Genomic DNA, 16,881 nt, shown 5'->3' with positions numbered 1-16,881 from the left:
CCAATCAGCATTGTTTTTTACCACAGATTTAAACAAGGGGTTTTATATGAGAGGGGGAGCTTCCATTGGAGGCACGAAAAACGAAGGTTAGTTCTGAAAGCGATTACAGCTCCATTGTTCAATCTCCATCTTTCCAAGCATTACTCTCTGAAAAGAAAAAATTTATTATCCCGGTCACTATTTTCTTTTTTTGCTTCTATTTTGCATTACCTATTTTAACTTCCTATTCAACCGTGTTAAATCACAAGTTTATCGGCAGTATTACCTGGGCTTGGGTTTTTGCCTTCATGCAGTTTGTTATGACCTGGGGATTGTGCATGCTTTACTCTAAAAAAGCGGCCAAATTTGATGAATTAGCGAACCAGGTTATTCAAGAAGGGGGAAATAGCTGATGAACACTTCTGCTTTTTACATGTTTCTTGGAATCGTTTTTGTAACGTTAATCATTACATACTACGCCTCTAAAAAGACGAAAAATGCAAGTGAATTTTACACAGCTGGCGGCGGGCTGACAGGATGGCAAAATGGACTTGCCATCGCTGGAGATTATATGTCGGCTGCTTCCTTTCTGGGAATTGCCGGCGCGGTTGCCTTAACGGGGTTTGACGGCTTCTTTTACAGCATTGGTTTCCTTGTTGCCTATTTGGTTGTTCTTTATTTAGTAGCTGAGCCGCTAAGGAATCTCGGAAAATATACTTTTGCCGATATGATTGCCTCACGTTTTGATGCCAAGAAGGTACGTGGCTTTGCCGCAATGAATACGGTTACCATCTCGATTTTTTATATGATTGCTCAGCTTGTTGGGGCCGGTGCACTTATTAAATTATTATTAGGCTTGGATTATACGACATCTGTTTTGATTGTTGGCGTTTTGATGACTGTCTACGTAATATTTGGCGGCATGCATGCGACAAGCTGGGTGCAGATTATTAAAGCTGTTCTATTAATGGGTGGTACCTTCTTAATCTCAATTATTGTTTTTGCTAAGTTTAATTGGAGTATTACCGATATGTTTGCGCAAATGAAAACGGCAACACCTTTAAAGGAATCGTTCTTAAATCCAGGGGTTAAATACAAGATTGGTCTTGATACCATCTCGTTAAATATGGGCCTAGTGTTAGGAACTGCCGGGCTACCGCACATTTTGGTCCGATTCTTTACCGTAAAGGATGCGAAAACAGCCCGTTCTTCTGTCGTGTATGCCACATGGGTGATTGGAATTTTTTACGTAATGACGATCTTCCTAGGCTTCGGAGCTGCAGCCTTTGTTGGTAACTCTGCGATTGTAACTGCAAATCCTGCCGGGAATATGGCTGCACCGCTGTTAGCAAAAGCCATTGGCGGCAATATGCTGTTTGCCTTTATTTCAGCGGTCGCCTTTGCAACAATCTTAGCTGTTGTGGCCGGGCTTGTTCTGACTGCAGCTTCTGCGTTTGCCCATGATTTCTATAATGAAATCCTTCACAAAGGGAAAGCCACAGAAAAGCAGCAGGTTAGTATGGCACGCTGGGCCGCTATCGGTGTTTCGGTTATTTCTATTATTCTTGCATTAGGGGCACAATCACTAAATGTTGCCTTCCTTGTATCGCTTGCCTTTGCTGTTGCTGCAAGTGCGAACTTACCAGTTATTATCTACACAATCTACTGGAAACGTTTTAATACAACAGGCGCCGTATGGGCCATGGTGGTTGGGCTCATTTCAGCAATTGGCTTGGTTGTCATCGGCCCAAGTGTAATTAGTCCTGAAGCAGGAAAAGCGATTTTTGTAGGAAATCCAATCTTCCCATATACGACTCCGGGAATTCTTTCCATCCCGCTAGGTTTCCTCGCTGGTTACCTTGGAACCCTCTTCTCCAGTCAAAAAGCTGATGTGAAGAAATACGAGGAAGTACTGGTAAAATCAAATACGGGAATTGGCATGGCAAATAACCGATAAACAAAAGTGGGACTGAATATTTTTTCAGTCCCGCTTTTTTTATCATTTTGGATTACTTCGTTTCGTTTTACCGTTAGATTTACGAGCCTCTCCCAGTTTATTTTTGGGACCTGCTCCAGTTGAAGTTTTGCTTCTTCTTTTATCTGAACCAGCCTTAGTTCCTCGTTTTTGCCCGCTTCTATCCTCAATCGGGTTGGAATGCTTTCGATTCCGAGGCCCGCCTTTTTGTTTTTCCCTCTCTGTACCTCGTTTATCGCTCACACCATTAGGTCGAACCTTTTTGCCACCGCGCGAATTCTCTTGACTCTCCTCTGAATCTCCTGTGTACTGCTTTTCAATGGTAATATGCAGTTCTTTTTCAATCATAGTGAGAAGAGGTATATTTGCTGAGGTATATAATGTTATCGCTATTCCGGTCATACCTGCTCGGCCAGTTCTTCCGATACGGTGAATATAGCTTTCCGCATCCTCTGGAATATCGTAGTTAAACACATGGGTAACCCCTTCAACATCGAGCCCCCTAGCCGCTACATCGGTTGCGACCAATAACTGGGTCTCGGCATCTCTGAAGCGTTTCATCGCCTGTTCTCTTTTAGCCTGTGACAAATCTCCATGCAATTCATCACAGGGAAAACCATGGGCTTTGAGTGCATCATAAAGTTTGCTTACCCTCCGTTTTGTCCGGCAAAAAATAACCGCTAAAAATGGCCGATGCGTTTCAACTAAGTGAATGAGCGCTGCTTGTTTTCCGCGGTCAGTCGTATGAATAGCAGACTGCTTGACATTGTCAGCCGGTCCTTGTGTCTTTTCCACTTGAATATATTCCGGTTCACGCATATGCTTTTTTGCTAATTTGCGAATTTCTGGCGGAATCGTTGCCGAGAACAACATCGTCTGCCGATTCTCAGGAGTTTCTCTGATAATATCCTCCACTTCATTAAGAAAGCCAATATGAAGCATTTGATCCGCTTCATCCAAAACAAGGAAGGAAATTTCTGATAATCGAACCGTCTCTCTCCTTATATGATCTAACAGCCGTCCAGGTGTCCCAACGACAATTTGCGGATTCTTCTTTAATTTTTTTAGCTGTTTAGCAACATCCTGCCCGCCATAGACAGCCAAGACATCAACATCCTCAAAATTAGCGATCAATTTTTCAATTTCTTCTGTAATTTGCAACGCTAGTTCTCTTGTTGGAGTTACGATGAGTGCTTGAACATGTGCTGCATTCCGATTAATTTTTTCAAGAATCGGCAGGATAAACGCAAATGTCTTCCCTGTTCCGGTTTGCGCCTGAGCAATAATATCGTTACCATCCATCACAAATGGAATTGCTTGCTCTTGAATTGGCGTTGGCTTTGCAATACCATAGCCACGTAATTTATCCACTAATGTTTCCGAAATACCCAATGATAAAAAATCTGACAAAAATACCCCTACTTTCTAGATAACCTATCCCACTATATTGATTGTTTATCATTACAATTGCAAATATTCTTTTGATATTTTAGAAACGAACAATACTAAAGTGAATAGACAACTGTCATAAACATTTCAAATTGGTAGGTTTCTTCATTATAAAAAAGTGGTACGCTTATTAAATAAATTCAATTTATCTATTTTACCAATCACTATTAATCGAGTATATGAATATATAAGGAGAAGATTCCTATGGATTTACATCAACTCTACGTTTTTTCAAAGGTGGTCGAGCATAAAAGCTTTTCTAAGGCTGCTGAAGATATCTTCCTAAGTCAATCAACCGTTAGCTCTCACATTCAAGCATTGGAAAAAATGCTGGGCATTAAGCTATTTGATCGTGTTGGTCGGGAAAGCATTCTCACACCATCTGGGGAACGGTTATATCAATGGGCACTTAAACTTCTACTCATGAAGGATCAGGCATTGCTCGACTTAAAGCAGGGGATGACAGAACTTCGGGGAATGATTCGAATTGCAGCAAGTTCTGTACCAGGGCAGTTTATGATACCAAAGATGGTCAATCAATTTAGAAGGCACTATCCTGATGTCATGTTTCATATTAACCAATCTTCATCAAAAGCTGTTGCCGAGAAGGTGCTTAACGGTTCAGTTGATATCGGTATCTTAGGGGAAAAATACGAAGATGATAGACTTCGCTATATTCCCTTATTAAAAGAAAAGTTAGTACTTATTACTTCGAATGAGGTAGATTTATCAGGAACGGTGAGCTTCCAGGATATATTACAGTTCCCTTTTTTGATGCGAACTTCTGATTCAGGAACGAATTCGATGCTTGAAAGATATTTGAAAAAAAATAATATTGCTAAAGACCAATTAAATATTATTTCCTATATAGAGGATGGCCAGAGTTTAATTCAGTTTGTGATGCAGGATATTGGGATTTCAATTATTTCAGAAATAGCAGCAAAGGAATACGTCTGTAAAAAGATGCTAAAAATGCATAATATTGAAGGATTCAATGATGAAAGATATTTCTACCTTGTTTACAACATTAATAAAACGCAATCGATTGTATCAAAATTATTTATTGAAAGTGCTAGTGATTTGATTTAGCTATTCTATGTAATGGCCGCCAATAACCTCTATAATATATCGAAGTTCCCGATCTAATATGTGTAACTATTAGATAATCCCTCGGACTATAACAAAAAAAACAGCCCTATGTTATGGCTGCTTGATTGGATTAATAAAGTTTTCTGATTCAATTACTTGTAAACTACTACCAGTATAGTCGATCTGAAGTGGTCTCACGGTCATTTCTGGAAATGCAGCTTGTAAGTCCTGAGCCAACCTTGTTCCTTTTCCTTTTTCGGTAAAGCAAAGGACGGTTGGTCCAGCACCACTCAAGGCAACTCCGAATGCACCGCTCAATTTAGCCATATTTTCGATTTCCTGATAACCGTGGATCAATGGTTTCCTGTATGGCTGGTGGAAAAGGTCTCGCTCCATCATTTTGCCTGCTACGTCCCAGTTTTCACTTAAAAGGGCCGCAACTAAAAGATTGGCTGTTGCCGATGCTTGAATGGCTTCACTTTTGGAAAAGGCTGTCGGGAGTATATCCCGTGAATCCTTCGTTAGAAGGATTTCCTGCGGAATGACCGCAGTCATTTCAAACGGAAGATTCGTGAATGAAAGCATATCCACCTCGTTTTGAAGATAACAGCCAATTACTAACCCTCCTAAGAGTGAGGCCCCGACATTATCAGGATGACCTTCTATCTCTGTGGCGAGAAGAATCTTCTCTTTTTGTGTTAGACCTAAATTTCCCACCGTATCAGCAAGCTCAATCCCAGCAACAATCGCCGCAGCACTTGACCCTAGCCCGCGGGCTAGCGGAATCTCACTTTCCATTTTCACCTTACAAAGAGGTAAGACTTTTCCATACTTTTCAGCAATTTGTAAGGCAATTTGGCCGATAAAATGGGTTTCATCCGTAGGGAGATGCATTAATTCATCTGTGGTAGAGGAGAATTCCCAGTGGCTGCTCTCCTCAACCTCTAACGTTAAATATAAATTTAAAGCTACTCCCATGGAATCAAAACCAGGTCCAAGATTAGCGGAGCTTGCCGGGACCTTGATAATGAAGCGATTATTTAGAGGCATTAACGACAACCCCTCGAATATGTTCTGTCACTGCTTTTTCATCATTAGGTAAATGGGTCGGCTTTACTAGGCTGCTTTGGATAGCTGTGTCTGGATCCTTCAAACCGTTTCCTGTCAGCACACAGACAATTTTTGTTCCCTTTTTGATTTTTCCATTTTGGATACTTTTATAAACACCAGCGATGGAAGCACAGGAAGCCGGTTCGGCAAACACCCCTTCGGAGGCGGCTAATTTTTTATAGGCAGCGACAATTTCTTCATCGGTGACTTCATCGAACAGCCCTTTTGATTCTTGAACAGCGGAAACAGCTAGGTCCCAACTTGCCGGATTACCAATCCGAATGGCTGTAGCAATTGTTTCTGGATTTTCAAAGACCCGGTTATGAACAAGGGCAGCAGCCCCTGCAGCTTGAAAGCCAAACATGCGCGGTAAGCTCGTGGCCTTCTTCTCAGCAAATTCCTTAAACCCTTTCCAGTAGGCACTAATATTTCCAGCGTTTCCAACTGGGATTGCTAAAATATCAGGGGCATCCCCTAGCTGGTCGCACACCTCAATGGCTGCTGTTTTTTGCCCTTCTAAGCGGAACGGATTCACTGAATTGACTAGCGTAATCGGTTCTACTTCACTAATATTTCGAACCATTTTCAGTGCTTGGTCAAAATTGCCCTCAATCGAGATTATTTCAGCCCCGTACATCATCGCCTGAGCCAGTTTGCCGAGCGCAATTTTCCCTTCAGGAATGACAATGATACATTTTAACCCGGCCCGTGCCGCATAGGCTGCAGCGGAAGCGGAAGTATTGCCTGTTGAGGCACAAATGACCGTTTTACTCCCCTCCTCCACTGCTTTAGCGACAGCCATGACCATTCCCCGATCCTTAAAGGATCCTGTCGGATTCGCTCCTTCCATTTTCACATAAAGCTCAACATCCCATTCTTGAGACAATCGTTCAAGCTTTACTAGCGGGGTATTTCCTTCATTCAGTGTAAGTCTTGGAGTTTGATTGTTGATTGGTAAATACTCTTTATAGGTTTCTAATAATCCTAGCCATCTCATAACGATTTCCTCACCACACGATAGGCACTTTTTACTTCCTTCACCGCATTCAAGTCGTTTAATTCTTGTAAAATTAGATCATAATTTGTTAACGACGCTCGGTGTGTTACTAAAACGATTTCTGACGTTTCATTTTTCTTGATTGGCAGCTGCAGTATTTTTTCAAAGCTAACGCCATGTTTCGCAAAAATAGAGGTAATATCAGCGAAAACACCCACTTCGTCCTGGACATGAATTCTTAGGAAGTATTTAGAATACTTTTCCCCGTTATCCTTTAAACGCTTTTGATATTGAGGTGTCACAGCACTTCGGCCATTTACACCCAATCTTAGATTTTTCATGACGCCGACCAGGTCTGAAACAACTGCTGTTGCAGTCGGCAGACTGCCGGCACCAGGTCCATAGAACATCGTTTCGCCAACTGCTTCTCCGTATACATACACAGCATTGTATTCATTTTGTACAGAGGCAAGCGGATGGTTGTTGGACAAGAAGGTCGGTGCAACACTTACCTCGACTTTTTCTCCTTCACGATGGGCATAGCCGATGAGTTTCATCGTATAGCCTAATTGTTTTCCGTATCGTAAATCTTCTTCGGTAATGTTTGAAATGCCGCTTACCTTCACATCGTCTAAATCAATGTGCATCGAAAATCCTAATGTCGCCAGGATCGTCATTTTGCGGGCAGCATCTAATCCTTCGACATCAGCTGTTGGATCGGCTTCGGCAAACCCGAGTTCTTGCGCTTCTTTAAGAACTCCCTCATAGGATCGGCCTTCATCACTCATTTTGGTTAAAATATAATTCGTTGTTCCATTTACAATCCCCATCATTTGGGTAATTCGATCAGAAGCAAGCCCGTCAACAAGCCCTCTTAAGATGGGAATTCCACCGGCAACACTTGCTTCATAAAATAAGTCGCAGCCATGCTCTGAAGCAACCGTTAACAGCTCGGAACCATGAAGCGCCATCAAATCTTTATTTGCCGTCACTACATGTTTGCCTTGCTGGAGGGCACTAATCAAATAGTCCTTTGTTTCCTGTACTCCGCCCATTACCTCGATCACCACATCTATTTCCTCATCAAAAAGAATCTCGTCGGCGTTTGATGTTAATAGACCTGTTTCCACATCAACTGGTCTATTCTTATGTAAATCTTGAACAAGGATTTTTTTGATTACCACCGGACATCCCACCTGATGCATTAATTTATCCTGATGATTTTTTATGATTTTGACAACACCTGAGCCAACGGTGCCTAAACCTAATAACCCAATTGAGATTGCTTTCACTAGTATCCCCCTCTTGTTAATGTCCGTCACTCAAGGACAAATGTTTTTCTGTTGTAGACATTATATGATTCTCTTTATATTTTTACAATAGATTTATTTTCATAAATTGTAGTGAAATCGCTTACTACCATGTCACACTTGAATTACTATTTTTAGGTAAAATTTTTTAATATATTATGAAAAATTTTTTTCTACTTTATCCCTTTACAATACTGAAGGTATCGTTGTAGAATAGTCCCTATATTTAGTTGCTTTTTGAAATTTCAATCAATTTAAGTTATGCTATAGATGAAAAGTGATGATGAAGACGGCATTAAGAAAATGCTTCAGAGAGCCGGTGGTTGCTGTAAACCGGTGCAAATTCTTAATTAATGCTAATTAGAATTTAGCCAAAAAGATTCTGATTAAAATATTGCCCAGCCCTTCTGAACTGGCTGCTGAAAGCTTTAAGTAGGTTAGCCCGGTTAAAACCGTTACATTGTTGAGGCTGCTGTTTTTTTTCCTGCAGCAAAAGAGGGTGGCACCACGCGTTTATTCACGTCCCTCATAACAGGACCATAAGTCTGTTATGAGGGGCGTTTTCTTTTATATAAAAAGAAGTGACTAATTATAGTCGCTAAATTTGAGAGGATGATTTTGATGTTACTTGATCAGCACTACTTGTTCGCCCCAGGTCCAACGCCGATTCCCGATCGTGTGAAAGCTGCGATGAATCAGCCAATGATTGCCCACCGCAGTCAAGAATTTCCTAAGTTACTAGAAGATGTTTCTACTCGCCTCATGCCCGTTTTTGGTTCAGAAAATCCTGTTACCGTTCTCGCAGGGAGTGGTACCTCTGCCTTAGAAGCAGCTGCAGCTAACGTAATCGAAGCAAATGATCATATCGTTGTCATTGTCGCTGGTGCTTTCGGAGATCGTTTTGCCGCGATTTGCGAGACCTTTGGTGCGAATGTCCACCGCTTGAATATTGAATGGGGGAACACGTGTAAACCCAAGCAGCTGGAGGAATTTTTGCAGTCCATTCCAAACGATATAAAAGCGGTATTTGCTACTTATTGTGAAACTTCTACAGCCATCCTTAATCCGATAAAAGATTTAGGCGCGGTTGTAAAGCGATTAACTAATGCGCTATATATCGTTGACGGAGTAAGCTGCATTGGAGCTGTTCCAGTAGATATGAAGGGATGGAATATCGATATTCTCGTTGCCGGATCACAAAAAGCATTGATGCTGCCTCCCGGATTGGCCTTTGTGGCAATAAGCGACACGGCAAGGGAAGTGATTCGAAACTGTAAGGCACAGCGTTTTTATCTTGATTTAAACCGCTATCTAGCATCCTATGAAACTGAAAAATCGACACCATTTACACCTGCCGTCTCACTCATTTACGGGGCCCAAGAGGTTTGTAATATGTTTGAAGAAGAAGGCTTCGAGAACGTCATTAAGCGGCACCAGCTTTTAAAAACAATGACCCGAGAAGGCTTGAAGGCTATTGAGATTCCGCTGTTAACATCTGATGAAGATGCGTCACCTACTGTAACTGCAGTAAGAACGCTGGATGCACCTTCGAAACAAATGAAGAAAATGTTAAAGGATAAGTTTGCCATAACGGTTGGTGGCGGACAGAAAAAATTAAAGGGTGAAATCTTCCGAATCGGCCATATGGGGTATTGCACGCCGTTTGACATCATAAAAGTATTAGGAAGTATTGAAATGACCTTGAAATTTTTACAAGGAACAAATGTGTTAGGTAAAGCGGTGAAAAGAGCTGAGGAGGTATGGATGGACCATGTATAAAGTACTTGTAACCGACGGAATTAGTAGTACTGGCTTAAAGAGCTTAATGGAGCACCCCCATTTTGTTGTTGAAAGGCAGCCGACGCTTCCTGTTGAGGAGTTAAAAAAAATCATTGGGGATTACGATGCCTTGATTGTGAGAAGTCAAACAAAGGTAACCGCTGAATTACTTCAAGCCGCTGAAAAGTTGAGAGTCATTGCGAGAGCGGGTGTCGGGGTCGATAATATTGATGTGAATGCCGCTACACGAAAAGGGATTATTGTTATTAATGCCCCTGGTGCAAATACAATTGCGGCAACAGAGCATACATTGGCTATGATGTTGTCATTAGCGCGGAAAATTCCGCAGGCCCATCAAAAAACTTCCGCTGGGGAATGGGATCGTAACTCCTTTAAGGGGGTGGAATTGTACAAAAAAACGCTTGGTGTCATCGGCATGGGTAAAATTGGCACAGAAGTAGCCAAACGGGCCAAAAGCTTTGGCATGAACATATTAGGGTTTGACCCCTACTTAACCGAAGACCGCGCGAAAAAATTGGGGATCACGAAAGCAAGCCTTGATTTAATTGCCACGGAATCCGATTTTATTACCATTCATACCCCGCTGACCAATGATACACGTGGACTTGTGAATGATGATTATTTACGAAAAACAAAAAAAGGGGTTCGCTTTGTTAATTGTGCTCGCGGCGGTGTTATTGACGAAAAAGCATTAGTGAGGGCAATTCAAGCCGGGCATGTAGCTGGTGCTGCTCTTGATGTTTTTGAAAAAGAGCCAGTTTCTGACCCTGATTTGCTGCAAAACCCCAATATCATTGTGACCCCGCATCTTGGTGCTTCAACGGTAGAAGCACAGGAAAAGGTGGCACAGGAGGTAAGTGCGGAAATCATTGAGATTTTTGAAACACAGTCGATTCAAAATGCGGTCAATATGCCGCAAATGTCTGGGGAAACGCAGGCTAAGCTGCAGCCATATTTACTGCTCGGTGATCAAATGGGACAGGTGGTGATTCAATTATTAAACAAGCAGGCACCTACGAAAATCGAAATTAATTATTATGGAGATTTAATTGATGAGGACACAGAATTATTAACAAGGACGCTGTTGAAAGGCGTATTATCCTATCATTTAAGTGATTCAGTCAATCTTATTAATGCGCTTCATCTTTTGAAGGAGCAAGGGGTTTCCTATAATGTAGTGAAAAATGCCACTAATAAAGGCTTTGCCAATTACATGGAGCTCAGCGTGTCTCAGGGCTCTGAAGAGGCTCGCATTGGGGCAACGGTCCTAAACGGTTACGGTGCAAGAATTTTAAAAATTAACCAATACCGGATTGATGTGAAACCAGAAAAATATCTTTTATATATCAAGCACCGCGACGTACCTGGAATGATTGGCAAGGTTGGATCTCTGTTGGGCGATCATAACATCAATATTGGGACAATGCAGGTTGGGCGGACAGAGGTCGGCGGTGAAGCCATTATGGTATTAACCCTTGATAAGACACTAAGTGCTAATGTCATTCAAGTATTAACAGGAATTGATGGATTAGAAGAAGCACAACTACTAGAGCTGTCAAATGTGGATGTTTTTGAACCAGGACAACTTGAGTTGGAAAAAGTGGAAAGCATTTAGACACAGGAAAGAGGGATTGCCGTACGCACTCCCTCCTTTCATGCTCTGTAATGATAAGATGTTGTGATTTCCTTGATTAGCTGATAAAATGCTCAGATTTGCTGATAAACTATAAGATTCGCTGATATAACTATATGATTCGCTGATATAAGGATATTTATCGCTGATATAACAATAAGATTGGCTGATATACTATGCTTTTCTGTTTATTAATTGCAAATTCCACAAATAGATAACTCTCAAGGGGGCGTAAAGTACAAAAACTGCCTTTTTTTATAAAATACCTTTCAAATCAAGCACAGAATCAAGAATATAATCCGCTTTATGCTGTTCAAATTCACTTCTTGCATCTTTTCCAGATAATCCCGTTAAGACAGCAGCAAATCGACAGCCCATTTGCCTTGCAGCCAGAAGATCCGCCAACGAATCTCCAACAATAAGAACCGTTTCGCCATTTTCAATTGGCAATGCCATTTCTATGCATTCCTTGACAGGAGTTCCTTTCCCTTTTAATCCCATTATGTAGGTATACGGGTGCGGCTTCGATAAAGATTTCCATTCTGGAAGTTCCTGTTCCGCCACTAACACTTCATCAGCCGTCACAATTCGATCCACTTCAAAGTATTTCAACCACTCTAAATGCTGAAAAGGTTGAATCGTTTCAAGTGCCGGCCGGCCTGTTCCAATTCCAATCTCAAATCCAGTGGTGGTTAGGAATTGAAAAAGCTCATCAATTTCTTCTCTTGGTGCTAATGTTGCCTCATTTGCTAAGAAGCCTTTTTTGCCTGTTTGCACAGATGGTCTCCCGGTAGAAGCAAGAACATTCTCATCGCCAACATACCATTCCTGAGAAATATGCTCACATATGGACCACAGCTCACCTTTCTTAAAAATGGAAGTTTCCACCCCAAGTTTTTCAAGAGCCAGCACATTCAAGTATCCCAACAATTCCTGTTTCATTACCAGTGACCCACTGAAATCCTCTACAAACAAATTAAAATCCGTCACCACAGGATAATGACTTAACAATCCGCCAATCTCGAATAACGTTTCACGATTAATTGGTGCCTGACACCATTTGTTAATTTTTTCAAATTCCATATCTTTTATTTGCGATAGGAGGTGAATTAGTTGATGGCAAAATGTTAGGTAGATCATGTCCCAGTTGGCATTAAGGCCGCGGGATTTCATAAACTTAAGGACCTTATCATTTTCAAATAGCATCTCTCTTATTTCCTTAGTTTCAGCCTCGCTATAGTCCGTTTTAAATTTTTCAGGAGCCAGTGCTAAATAATTGCCACTTATCAACATCTCCCAAACAGTTAGGGCAGATGCATCAAAATAATGCTCCTCACTTAAAAGAACCCCATCTACATCAAACAAAATCGTTTTAATCATTTTCTCCACCTCTTTCCCTGAATTGCTTTTATACTCTATCGTAACACAGCGGATTATAGTATTTAAATAAAAATGGGGAACGAGACTAACAATATTTTGGATTGTCTCTCCCTGCAACATGTCTGTTGATTTGCGCTCCAGGCGCTTCGCTTTCCGCGGGCGTGCCGGGGAGCCTCCTCGGCGCATGCGCCTGTGGGGTCTCCCCTCCCCCGTACTCCCGCAGGAGTCTTCGCGCCTTCCGCTCCAATCAACAGGTGCAAATTCAATAATGTCCTCACACAACCAAAAAAATAAGTGGTAAAATCTATGTTTAAACCAAGAGAATCTTCCCAAAGTGAATATGAATTTGTGTCTATTGATGAATTCGTTCCTGATGACCACCTCCTTCGTTTGATTGATAAATATATTGATTTTTCGTTTCTTCTTGAAAAAGTTCGCCCTAATTATAGTGATGATAATGGCCGCCCATCTGATCGCCTAATTTTGTTTAAAATGATCTTTATTGGTTATCTTTACGGTATAGGTAAGGTTAAATCGCTTATCTAAACCGGGAAAATTGCTTTATAAATTTTTGAAAGGAAAAAATGGAGCGAAGCTTCGCAGACTCAAAAGAGCTGCATGGGCTTCGCTACTGCCGGTTACGGGGATTAAAGAATGCAAGTGAACAGGCTCTTCTTACAGCAGCCGTCCAAAATATAAAAAAGATTGCGACACACTTAGCCAGGTTAGAAAAAGTGTGTTGCAATTATTTAGGTTGATTTGCCACCCTGTTGATTGGAGCGGAGGGCACTCTACTCCTGCGGGATAGAGAGGTCACGGGAGACCCCACAGGCTCCAAAAGAGCCGAGGAGGCTCCCGGACCTCCCCTCGGAAAGCGAGTGCCCGGAGCGGAAATCAACAGACCAGTTAGCAGGGCCAATCCATTATAAAATAATTGCCGAGAAATATACCCTTTCTCGACAATCTGACAAGCCGTGTACGGTTGTTCTTATTTTTACTAGGTACTAGAGTATTCATATTGACTATACAAGTCTTTCACCGCAGCTATTAGAGCATTAACCGCTTTCCCACGATAGCCCTCTCTTATTGCCTCTAGGATATCGTCAATTCCATCCTTTAAGCTATGTCCTCGGATAATCTGTTGAACATAGGCTCTTCCATGTTCCGTCGCCAGTGTACAGGAGGATTCAATAATGACGCCGTATTTCTTGTCTACCTCAACAGTAATCGTTAACGAGTCAAATACACTTTGGGCCGCCATGCCTTGAGGAAGCCGGGAATGACCGGCAAGAAAATATGTTTTCATTTTTTCACCTACCTTTTTATCCCGTATTAACAGTCAGTGCCCCCCCTACTTCAAGTCATTGCGAGAACTTAACATGTATAAATTGGGGGCAACTGCCCGTAAATGCCTGATTGGTCAAGCTAACATCAGTGAGGGATGAAAGAATCCCCCACTGATGGAAATTTCACCTTATCGCAACCTCTTCAAATGGCCAGGCTGGGAGCACCTTTCTTAGCGGTTTGTCCTGGCGATAGTCAAGCGCATACTCTGCCTGCATAATCGTATGGATTTCTCTTGTTCCTTCATAAATGACAGGAGCCTTGGCATTTCTTAAATAACGTTCGACAGGGAATTCATTGGAAAATCCATAAGCACCGTGAATTTGTACGGCATCGTTCGCAGCTTCAAAAGCGGCATCACAGGAAATCCATTTTGCCAATGACGTTTCCTGTGTGTTGCGCTTCCCGTTATTTTTTAACCAACCGGCTTTATGAACTAAGAGACGAGAAATTTCGAGATTTGCGGACATTTTCGCAATCATTTGCTGGACAAGCTGATGCTTTCCGATTTCTTTACCAAAGGTTTTTCGTTCCTCACAATATTTGACGCTTGCTTCAAGTGACGCCAAAATCGTACCACAGGCGCCTGCCGCTACGGTAAACCGGCCATTATCAAGGGCGGACATCGCTATTTTAAAGCCCTCTCCTTCATATCCTAGCAAATTATCTGCTGGAACTCTGACACTATCTAAAAATACTTCCCCGGTATTTCCGGCGCGGATTCCTAACTTCCCTTTAATCGCTCTGCTGGAAACTCCTGCAAGGGTCCGTTCAACAATGAAGCAGGAAATACCATGATGCCCGGCTTTTGTGTCCGTTTTAGCAAATATTAAGAAATGGTCTGCAACATCGCATAAAGAAATCCATGTTTTCGTCCCATTTAGAATATAACAATCCCCGTCTTTTACGGCCGTTGTTTCCATCGCTGCTACATCGGACCCCGCATTCGGTTCTGTCAGTCCAAAGGCACCAATTTTTTCTCCCTTTGCCTGTGGGACAAGATACTTTTGTTTCTGTTCCTCTGTTGCCCATTGCAGTAGAGTCATACTGTTTAATCCGGTATGGACGGAAACAGCAGTACGGAAGGCGGTATCTCCTCGTTCTAACTCCTCACAAACGATAGCCAGCGTATTATAATCCATGCCAACACCGCCATATTCTTCAGGGATACAAACTCCCATCAATTGCAGGTCAGCTAAGCGTTTTAGGATACCTTTTTCAAAATGGCCCTTTTCATCCCATTCCTTAATATAAGGAATAATCTCTTTATCTACGAACGCCCTTACTACCTTTCTTACGCTTTTTTGTTCTTCCGTATATGAAAAATTCATATTCTTTTCCCTCCTATAAAATTAGCTCTTTTTTCATTTTGGTAATTTCAGCTTTTGGGTAGCCGAGTTTTTGGAGAATTTCCTCGGTGTGTTCACCGTGCAATGGTGGATGCTTATCCATTTTTACCGGTGTTTTTGAAAATTTTAATGGCGAGCCGACTAGTTTTAAATTTTGAATATTGGGATGGGATACATTTACAACCATATTTCTTGAAAGAGCGTGGTTCGATTCCAATGCTTCCTTCACGGTGTAAATTGGGCCATTCGGGATACCCTTTTCGTCAAGCAGCTTTTTCCATTCAGCTCTCGATCTCGTTTTTATCCTAGTGGCGATCATATTTACAAGGTCATTCTTATGTTTCAGGCGGCCTGAATTGGTTTCATATTTTTCCGAAAGTAGCGCTTCATCGTCAAGCAGGATGGCGAGCTTCCGATATTGCCGATCATTCCCAACGGCGATAATAAAATCTCCATCACTTGCAGTGAACACCTGATAAGGCACAATATTAGGATGGGCGTTGCCAAGGCGTTCAGGAATCTCACCTGAACAAAGGTAATTACTGGCAACATTCACTAAAGCAGCCAGCTGGGAGTCAAATAAGGAGATGTCGACTTCCTGCCCCTCGCCCGTCCTGTTACGGTGCTGGATTGCTCCTAAAATTCCAATACATGTATAGAGACCGGTAAGGACATCAGCAATCGCAACACCAACCTTGGCAGGCTGGGCCTCCTTTTCACCGGTAATGCTCATTAAGCCCGACATGGCTTGAATAATATAATCGTAGCCTGGGAGAGGGGCATAAGCACCTGTGGCGCCAAAGCCGCTGATAGAGGCCAAGATAATTCCTTCATTGACCTTTTTCATTTCCTCATATCCAAACCCTAATCTTTCAAGCGTTCCCGGTTTAAAATTTTGGACAACCACATCGGCATCCGATACTAGTTTTTGTAAAATCTCCATGCCTTTTGGCGACTTCAGGTTTAACGTCATTCCCTGTTTATTTCGGTTAGCACATAAGTAGTAGGCACTCTCGCCTTCAACAAATGGTGGCCCCCACCCTCTAGTTTCATCTCCCGTGTCGACACTTTCGACTTTAATTACTTCTGCTCCCATATCACCTAAGATCATCGTGCAATAGGGGCCTGCTAATACGCGTGATAAATCGATAACTTTTATTCCCTGCAGTGATCCAGACACTAAAGCTTCCTCCTTTCCTCGTAATTTGCAGCAGCTATTGATGGATTGCTAATCTATTGAAACCTTTATTTCTCCTTTAAAAAGATTTCAAAAAAAAACCAGTGAACACAATCAATGACAAATAAAGACACTGAAAGTCTCACTGGCTCTTATTCGTGAATTTTCCTCTGGCAAGAGGATAAAACGAATTTGGCAGCTACATCTTCAAAAATAAGATAGAAAACGCATATATCGTTACCTGATACTTTTTTGCTTAAGCTTGCGATTAAATGATTCCGCGGATTTT

14 protein-coding genes and 1 pseudogene are annotated in these 16,881 nt (G+C 41.9%); 7 read left to right on the top strand and 8 right to left on the bottom strand.

Annotation, left to right across the window (positions count from 1 at the left end; translation table 11 throughout):
- Positions 1-65: 65 nt before the first annotated feature.
- Both M5A78_RS10555 and M5A78_RS10550 read left to right on the top strand, forming a co-directional pair.
- The gene (locus M5A78_RS10555) at positions 66-392 is read left to right on the top strand and encodes a DUF485 domain-containing protein (protein ID WP_248735233.1); all 327 of its coding nucleotides are present in this window, start codon (positions 66-68) and stop codon (positions 390-392) included.
- Positions 392-1,936 (top strand): solute symporter family protein, encoded by a 1,545-nt coding sequence (locus M5A78_RS10550; RefSeq protein ID WP_248735232.1) that lies wholly within the window; start codon positions 392-394, stop codon positions 1,934-1,936. Before M5A78_RS10555 ends, M5A78_RS10550 begins: the two co-directional genes overlap by 1 nt.
- 42 nt (positions 1,937-1,978) lie before the next feature.
- Here the strand turns inward: M5A78_RS10550 and M5A78_RS10545 are convergent, their stop codons facing one another.
- On the bottom strand, positions 1,979-3,364 hold the full coding sequence (locus tag M5A78_RS10545) for a DEAD/DEAH box helicase (RefSeq protein WP_248735231.1): 1,386 nt from the start codon (positions 3,362-3,364) through the stop codon (positions 1,979-1,981).
- A 243-nt stretch (positions 3,365-3,607) separates the two neighbouring features.
- On the opposite strand from M5A78_RS10545, the gene M5A78_RS10540 reads away from it, so the two are divergent.
- Complete coding sequence (locus M5A78_RS10540) at positions 3,608-4,492, top strand: selenium metabolism-associated LysR family transcriptional regulator (protein WP_248735230.1); 885 nt, start codon at positions 3,608-3,610, stop codon at positions 4,490-4,492.
- A 111-nt stretch (positions 4,493-4,603) separates the two neighbouring features.
- Here M5A78_RS10540 and thrB read toward each other — a convergent pair whose 3' ends face one another.
- The 3 genes from thrB to M5A78_RS10525 are packed head-to-tail and all read right to left on the bottom strand — an operon-like array spanning position 4,604 to position 7,891.
- Complete coding sequence (gene thrB / locus M5A78_RS10535) at positions 4,604-5,542, bottom strand: homoserine kinase (protein ID WP_248735229.1); 939 nt, start codon at positions 5,540-5,542, stop codon at positions 4,604-4,606.
- The gene (thrC, locus tag M5A78_RS10530; protein ID WP_248735228.1) at positions 5,529-6,599 is read right to left on the bottom strand and encodes a threonine synthase; all 1,071 of its coding nucleotides are present in this window, start codon (positions 6,597-6,599) and stop codon (positions 5,529-5,531) included. The genes thrB and thrC overlap by 14 nt, the downstream gene beginning before the upstream one ends.
- On the bottom strand, positions 6,596-7,891 hold the full coding sequence (locus M5A78_RS10525; protein WP_248735227.1) for a homoserine dehydrogenase: 1,296 nt from the start codon (positions 7,889-7,891) through the stop codon (positions 6,596-6,598). Before M5A78_RS10525 ends, thrC begins: the two co-directional genes overlap by 4 nt.
- A 639-nt stretch (positions 7,892-8,530) precedes the next feature.
- On the opposite strand from M5A78_RS10525, the gene M5A78_RS10520 reads away from it, so the two are divergent.
- Together M5A78_RS10520 and serA are read left to right on the top strand one after the other, a co-directional pair.
- Complete coding sequence (locus M5A78_RS10520; protein WP_248735226.1) at positions 8,531-9,688, top strand: pyridoxal-phosphate-dependent aminotransferase family protein; 1,158 nt, start codon at positions 8,531-8,533, stop codon at positions 9,686-9,688.
- Positions 9,681-11,324 (top strand): phosphoglycerate dehydrogenase, encoded by a 1,644-nt coding sequence (serA, locus tag M5A78_RS10515; RefSeq protein ID WP_248735225.1) that lies wholly within the window; start codon positions 9,681-9,683, stop codon positions 11,322-11,324. Before M5A78_RS10520 ends, serA begins: the two co-directional genes overlap by 8 nt.
- A gap of 273 nt (positions 11,325-11,597) precedes the next feature.
- Here the strand turns inward: serA and M5A78_RS10510 are convergent, their stop codons facing one another.
- A complete protein-coding gene (locus tag M5A78_RS10510; protein WP_248735224.1) occupies positions 11,598-12,722 on the bottom strand; it encodes an HAD family hydrolase in 1,125 nt (374 codons plus the stop codon).
- 306 nt (positions 12,723-13,028) lie between these two features.
- Here M5A78_RS10510 and M5A78_RS10505 point away from each other — a divergent pair, with 306 nt between their 5' ends.
- Positions 13,029-13,268 (top strand): hypothetical protein, encoded by a 240-nt coding sequence (locus tag M5A78_RS10505; RefSeq protein ID WP_406603686.1) that lies wholly within the window; start codon positions 13,029-13,031, stop codon positions 13,266-13,268.
- Between the two features lie 29 nt (positions 13,269-13,297).
- Positions 13,298-13,480, top strand: a pseudogene (locus M5A78_RS10500) (transposase); the annotation flags it as partial.
- Positions 13,481-13,719: 239 nt separating this feature from the next.
- Here the strand turns inward: M5A78_RS10500 and M5A78_RS10495 are convergent.
- The 3 genes from M5A78_RS10495 to M5A78_RS10485 all read right to left on the bottom strand — a co-directional run bounded on the left by M5A78_RS10495 (position 13,720) and on the right by M5A78_RS10485 (position 16,595).
- On the bottom strand, positions 13,720-14,028 hold the full coding sequence (locus M5A78_RS10495) for a DUF3870 domain-containing protein (RefSeq protein ID WP_248735222.1): 309 nt from the start codon (positions 14,026-14,028) through the stop codon (positions 13,720-13,722).
- 163 nt (positions 14,029-14,191) lie between these two features.
- Positions 14,192-15,397: an acyl-CoA dehydrogenase family protein gene (locus tag M5A78_RS10490; RefSeq protein WP_248735221.1), complete on the bottom strand. Its 1,206-nt coding sequence runs from the start codon at positions 15,395-15,397 to the stop codon at positions 14,192-14,194.
- A 13-nt stretch (positions 15,398-15,410) separates the two neighbouring features.
- Positions 15,411-16,595 (bottom strand): CaiB/BaiF CoA transferase family protein, encoded by a 1,185-nt coding sequence (locus M5A78_RS10485; protein WP_248735220.1) that lies wholly within the window; start codon positions 16,593-16,595, stop codon positions 15,411-15,413.
- Positions 16,596-16,881: the final 286 nt, after the last annotated feature.

It is taken from the genome of Neobacillus rhizosphaerae (assembly GCF_937468385.1).
Taxonomy (GTDB): Bacteria; Bacillota; Bacilli; order Bacillales; family Cytobacillaceae; genus Neobacillus; species Neobacillus rhizosphaerae.
This window is presented reverse-complemented; position numbering and strand designations above follow the sequence as displayed.

Excerpts from the sequence above, each read along its gene's own strand:
- M5A78_RS10520 (WP_248735226.1), top strand. The coding sequence starts at position 8,531 with ATGTTACTTGATCAGCACTACTTGTTCGCCCCAGGTCCAACGCCGATT.
- M5A78_RS10505 (WP_406603686.1), top strand. The coding sequence starts at position 13,029 with ATGTTTAAACCAAGAGAATCTTCCCAAAGTGAATATGAATTTGTGTCT.
- thrB (WP_248735229.1), bottom strand. The coding sequence starts at position 5,542 with ATGCCTCTAAATAATCGCTTCATTATCAAGGTCCCGGCAAGCTCCGCT.
- serA (WP_248735225.1), top strand. The coding sequence starts at position 9,681 with ATGTATAAAGTACTTGTAACCGACGGAATTAGTAGTACTGGCTTAAAG.
- M5A78_RS10490 (WP_248735221.1), bottom strand. The coding sequence starts at position 15,397 with ATGAATTTTTCATATACGGAAGAACAAAAAAGCGTAAGAAAGGTAGTA.
- M5A78_RS10550 (WP_248735232.1), top strand. The coding sequence starts at position 392 with ATGAACACTTCTGCTTTTTACATGTTTCTTGGAATCGTTTTTGTAACG.
- M5A78_RS10510 (WP_248735224.1), bottom strand. The coding sequence starts at position 12,722 with ATGATTAAAACGATTTTGTTTGATGTAGATGGGGTTCTTTTAAGTGAG.
- thrC (WP_248735228.1), bottom strand. The coding sequence starts at position 6,599 with ATGAGATGGCTAGGATTATTAGAAACCTATAAAGAGTATTTACCAATC.
- M5A78_RS10540 (WP_248735230.1), top strand. The coding sequence starts at position 3,608 with ATGGATTTACATCAACTCTACGTTTTTTCAAAGGTGGTCGAGCATAAA.
- M5A78_RS10495 (WP_248735222.1), bottom strand. The coding sequence starts at position 14,028 with ATGAAAACATATTTTCTTGCCGGTCATTCCCGGCTTCCTCAAGGCATG.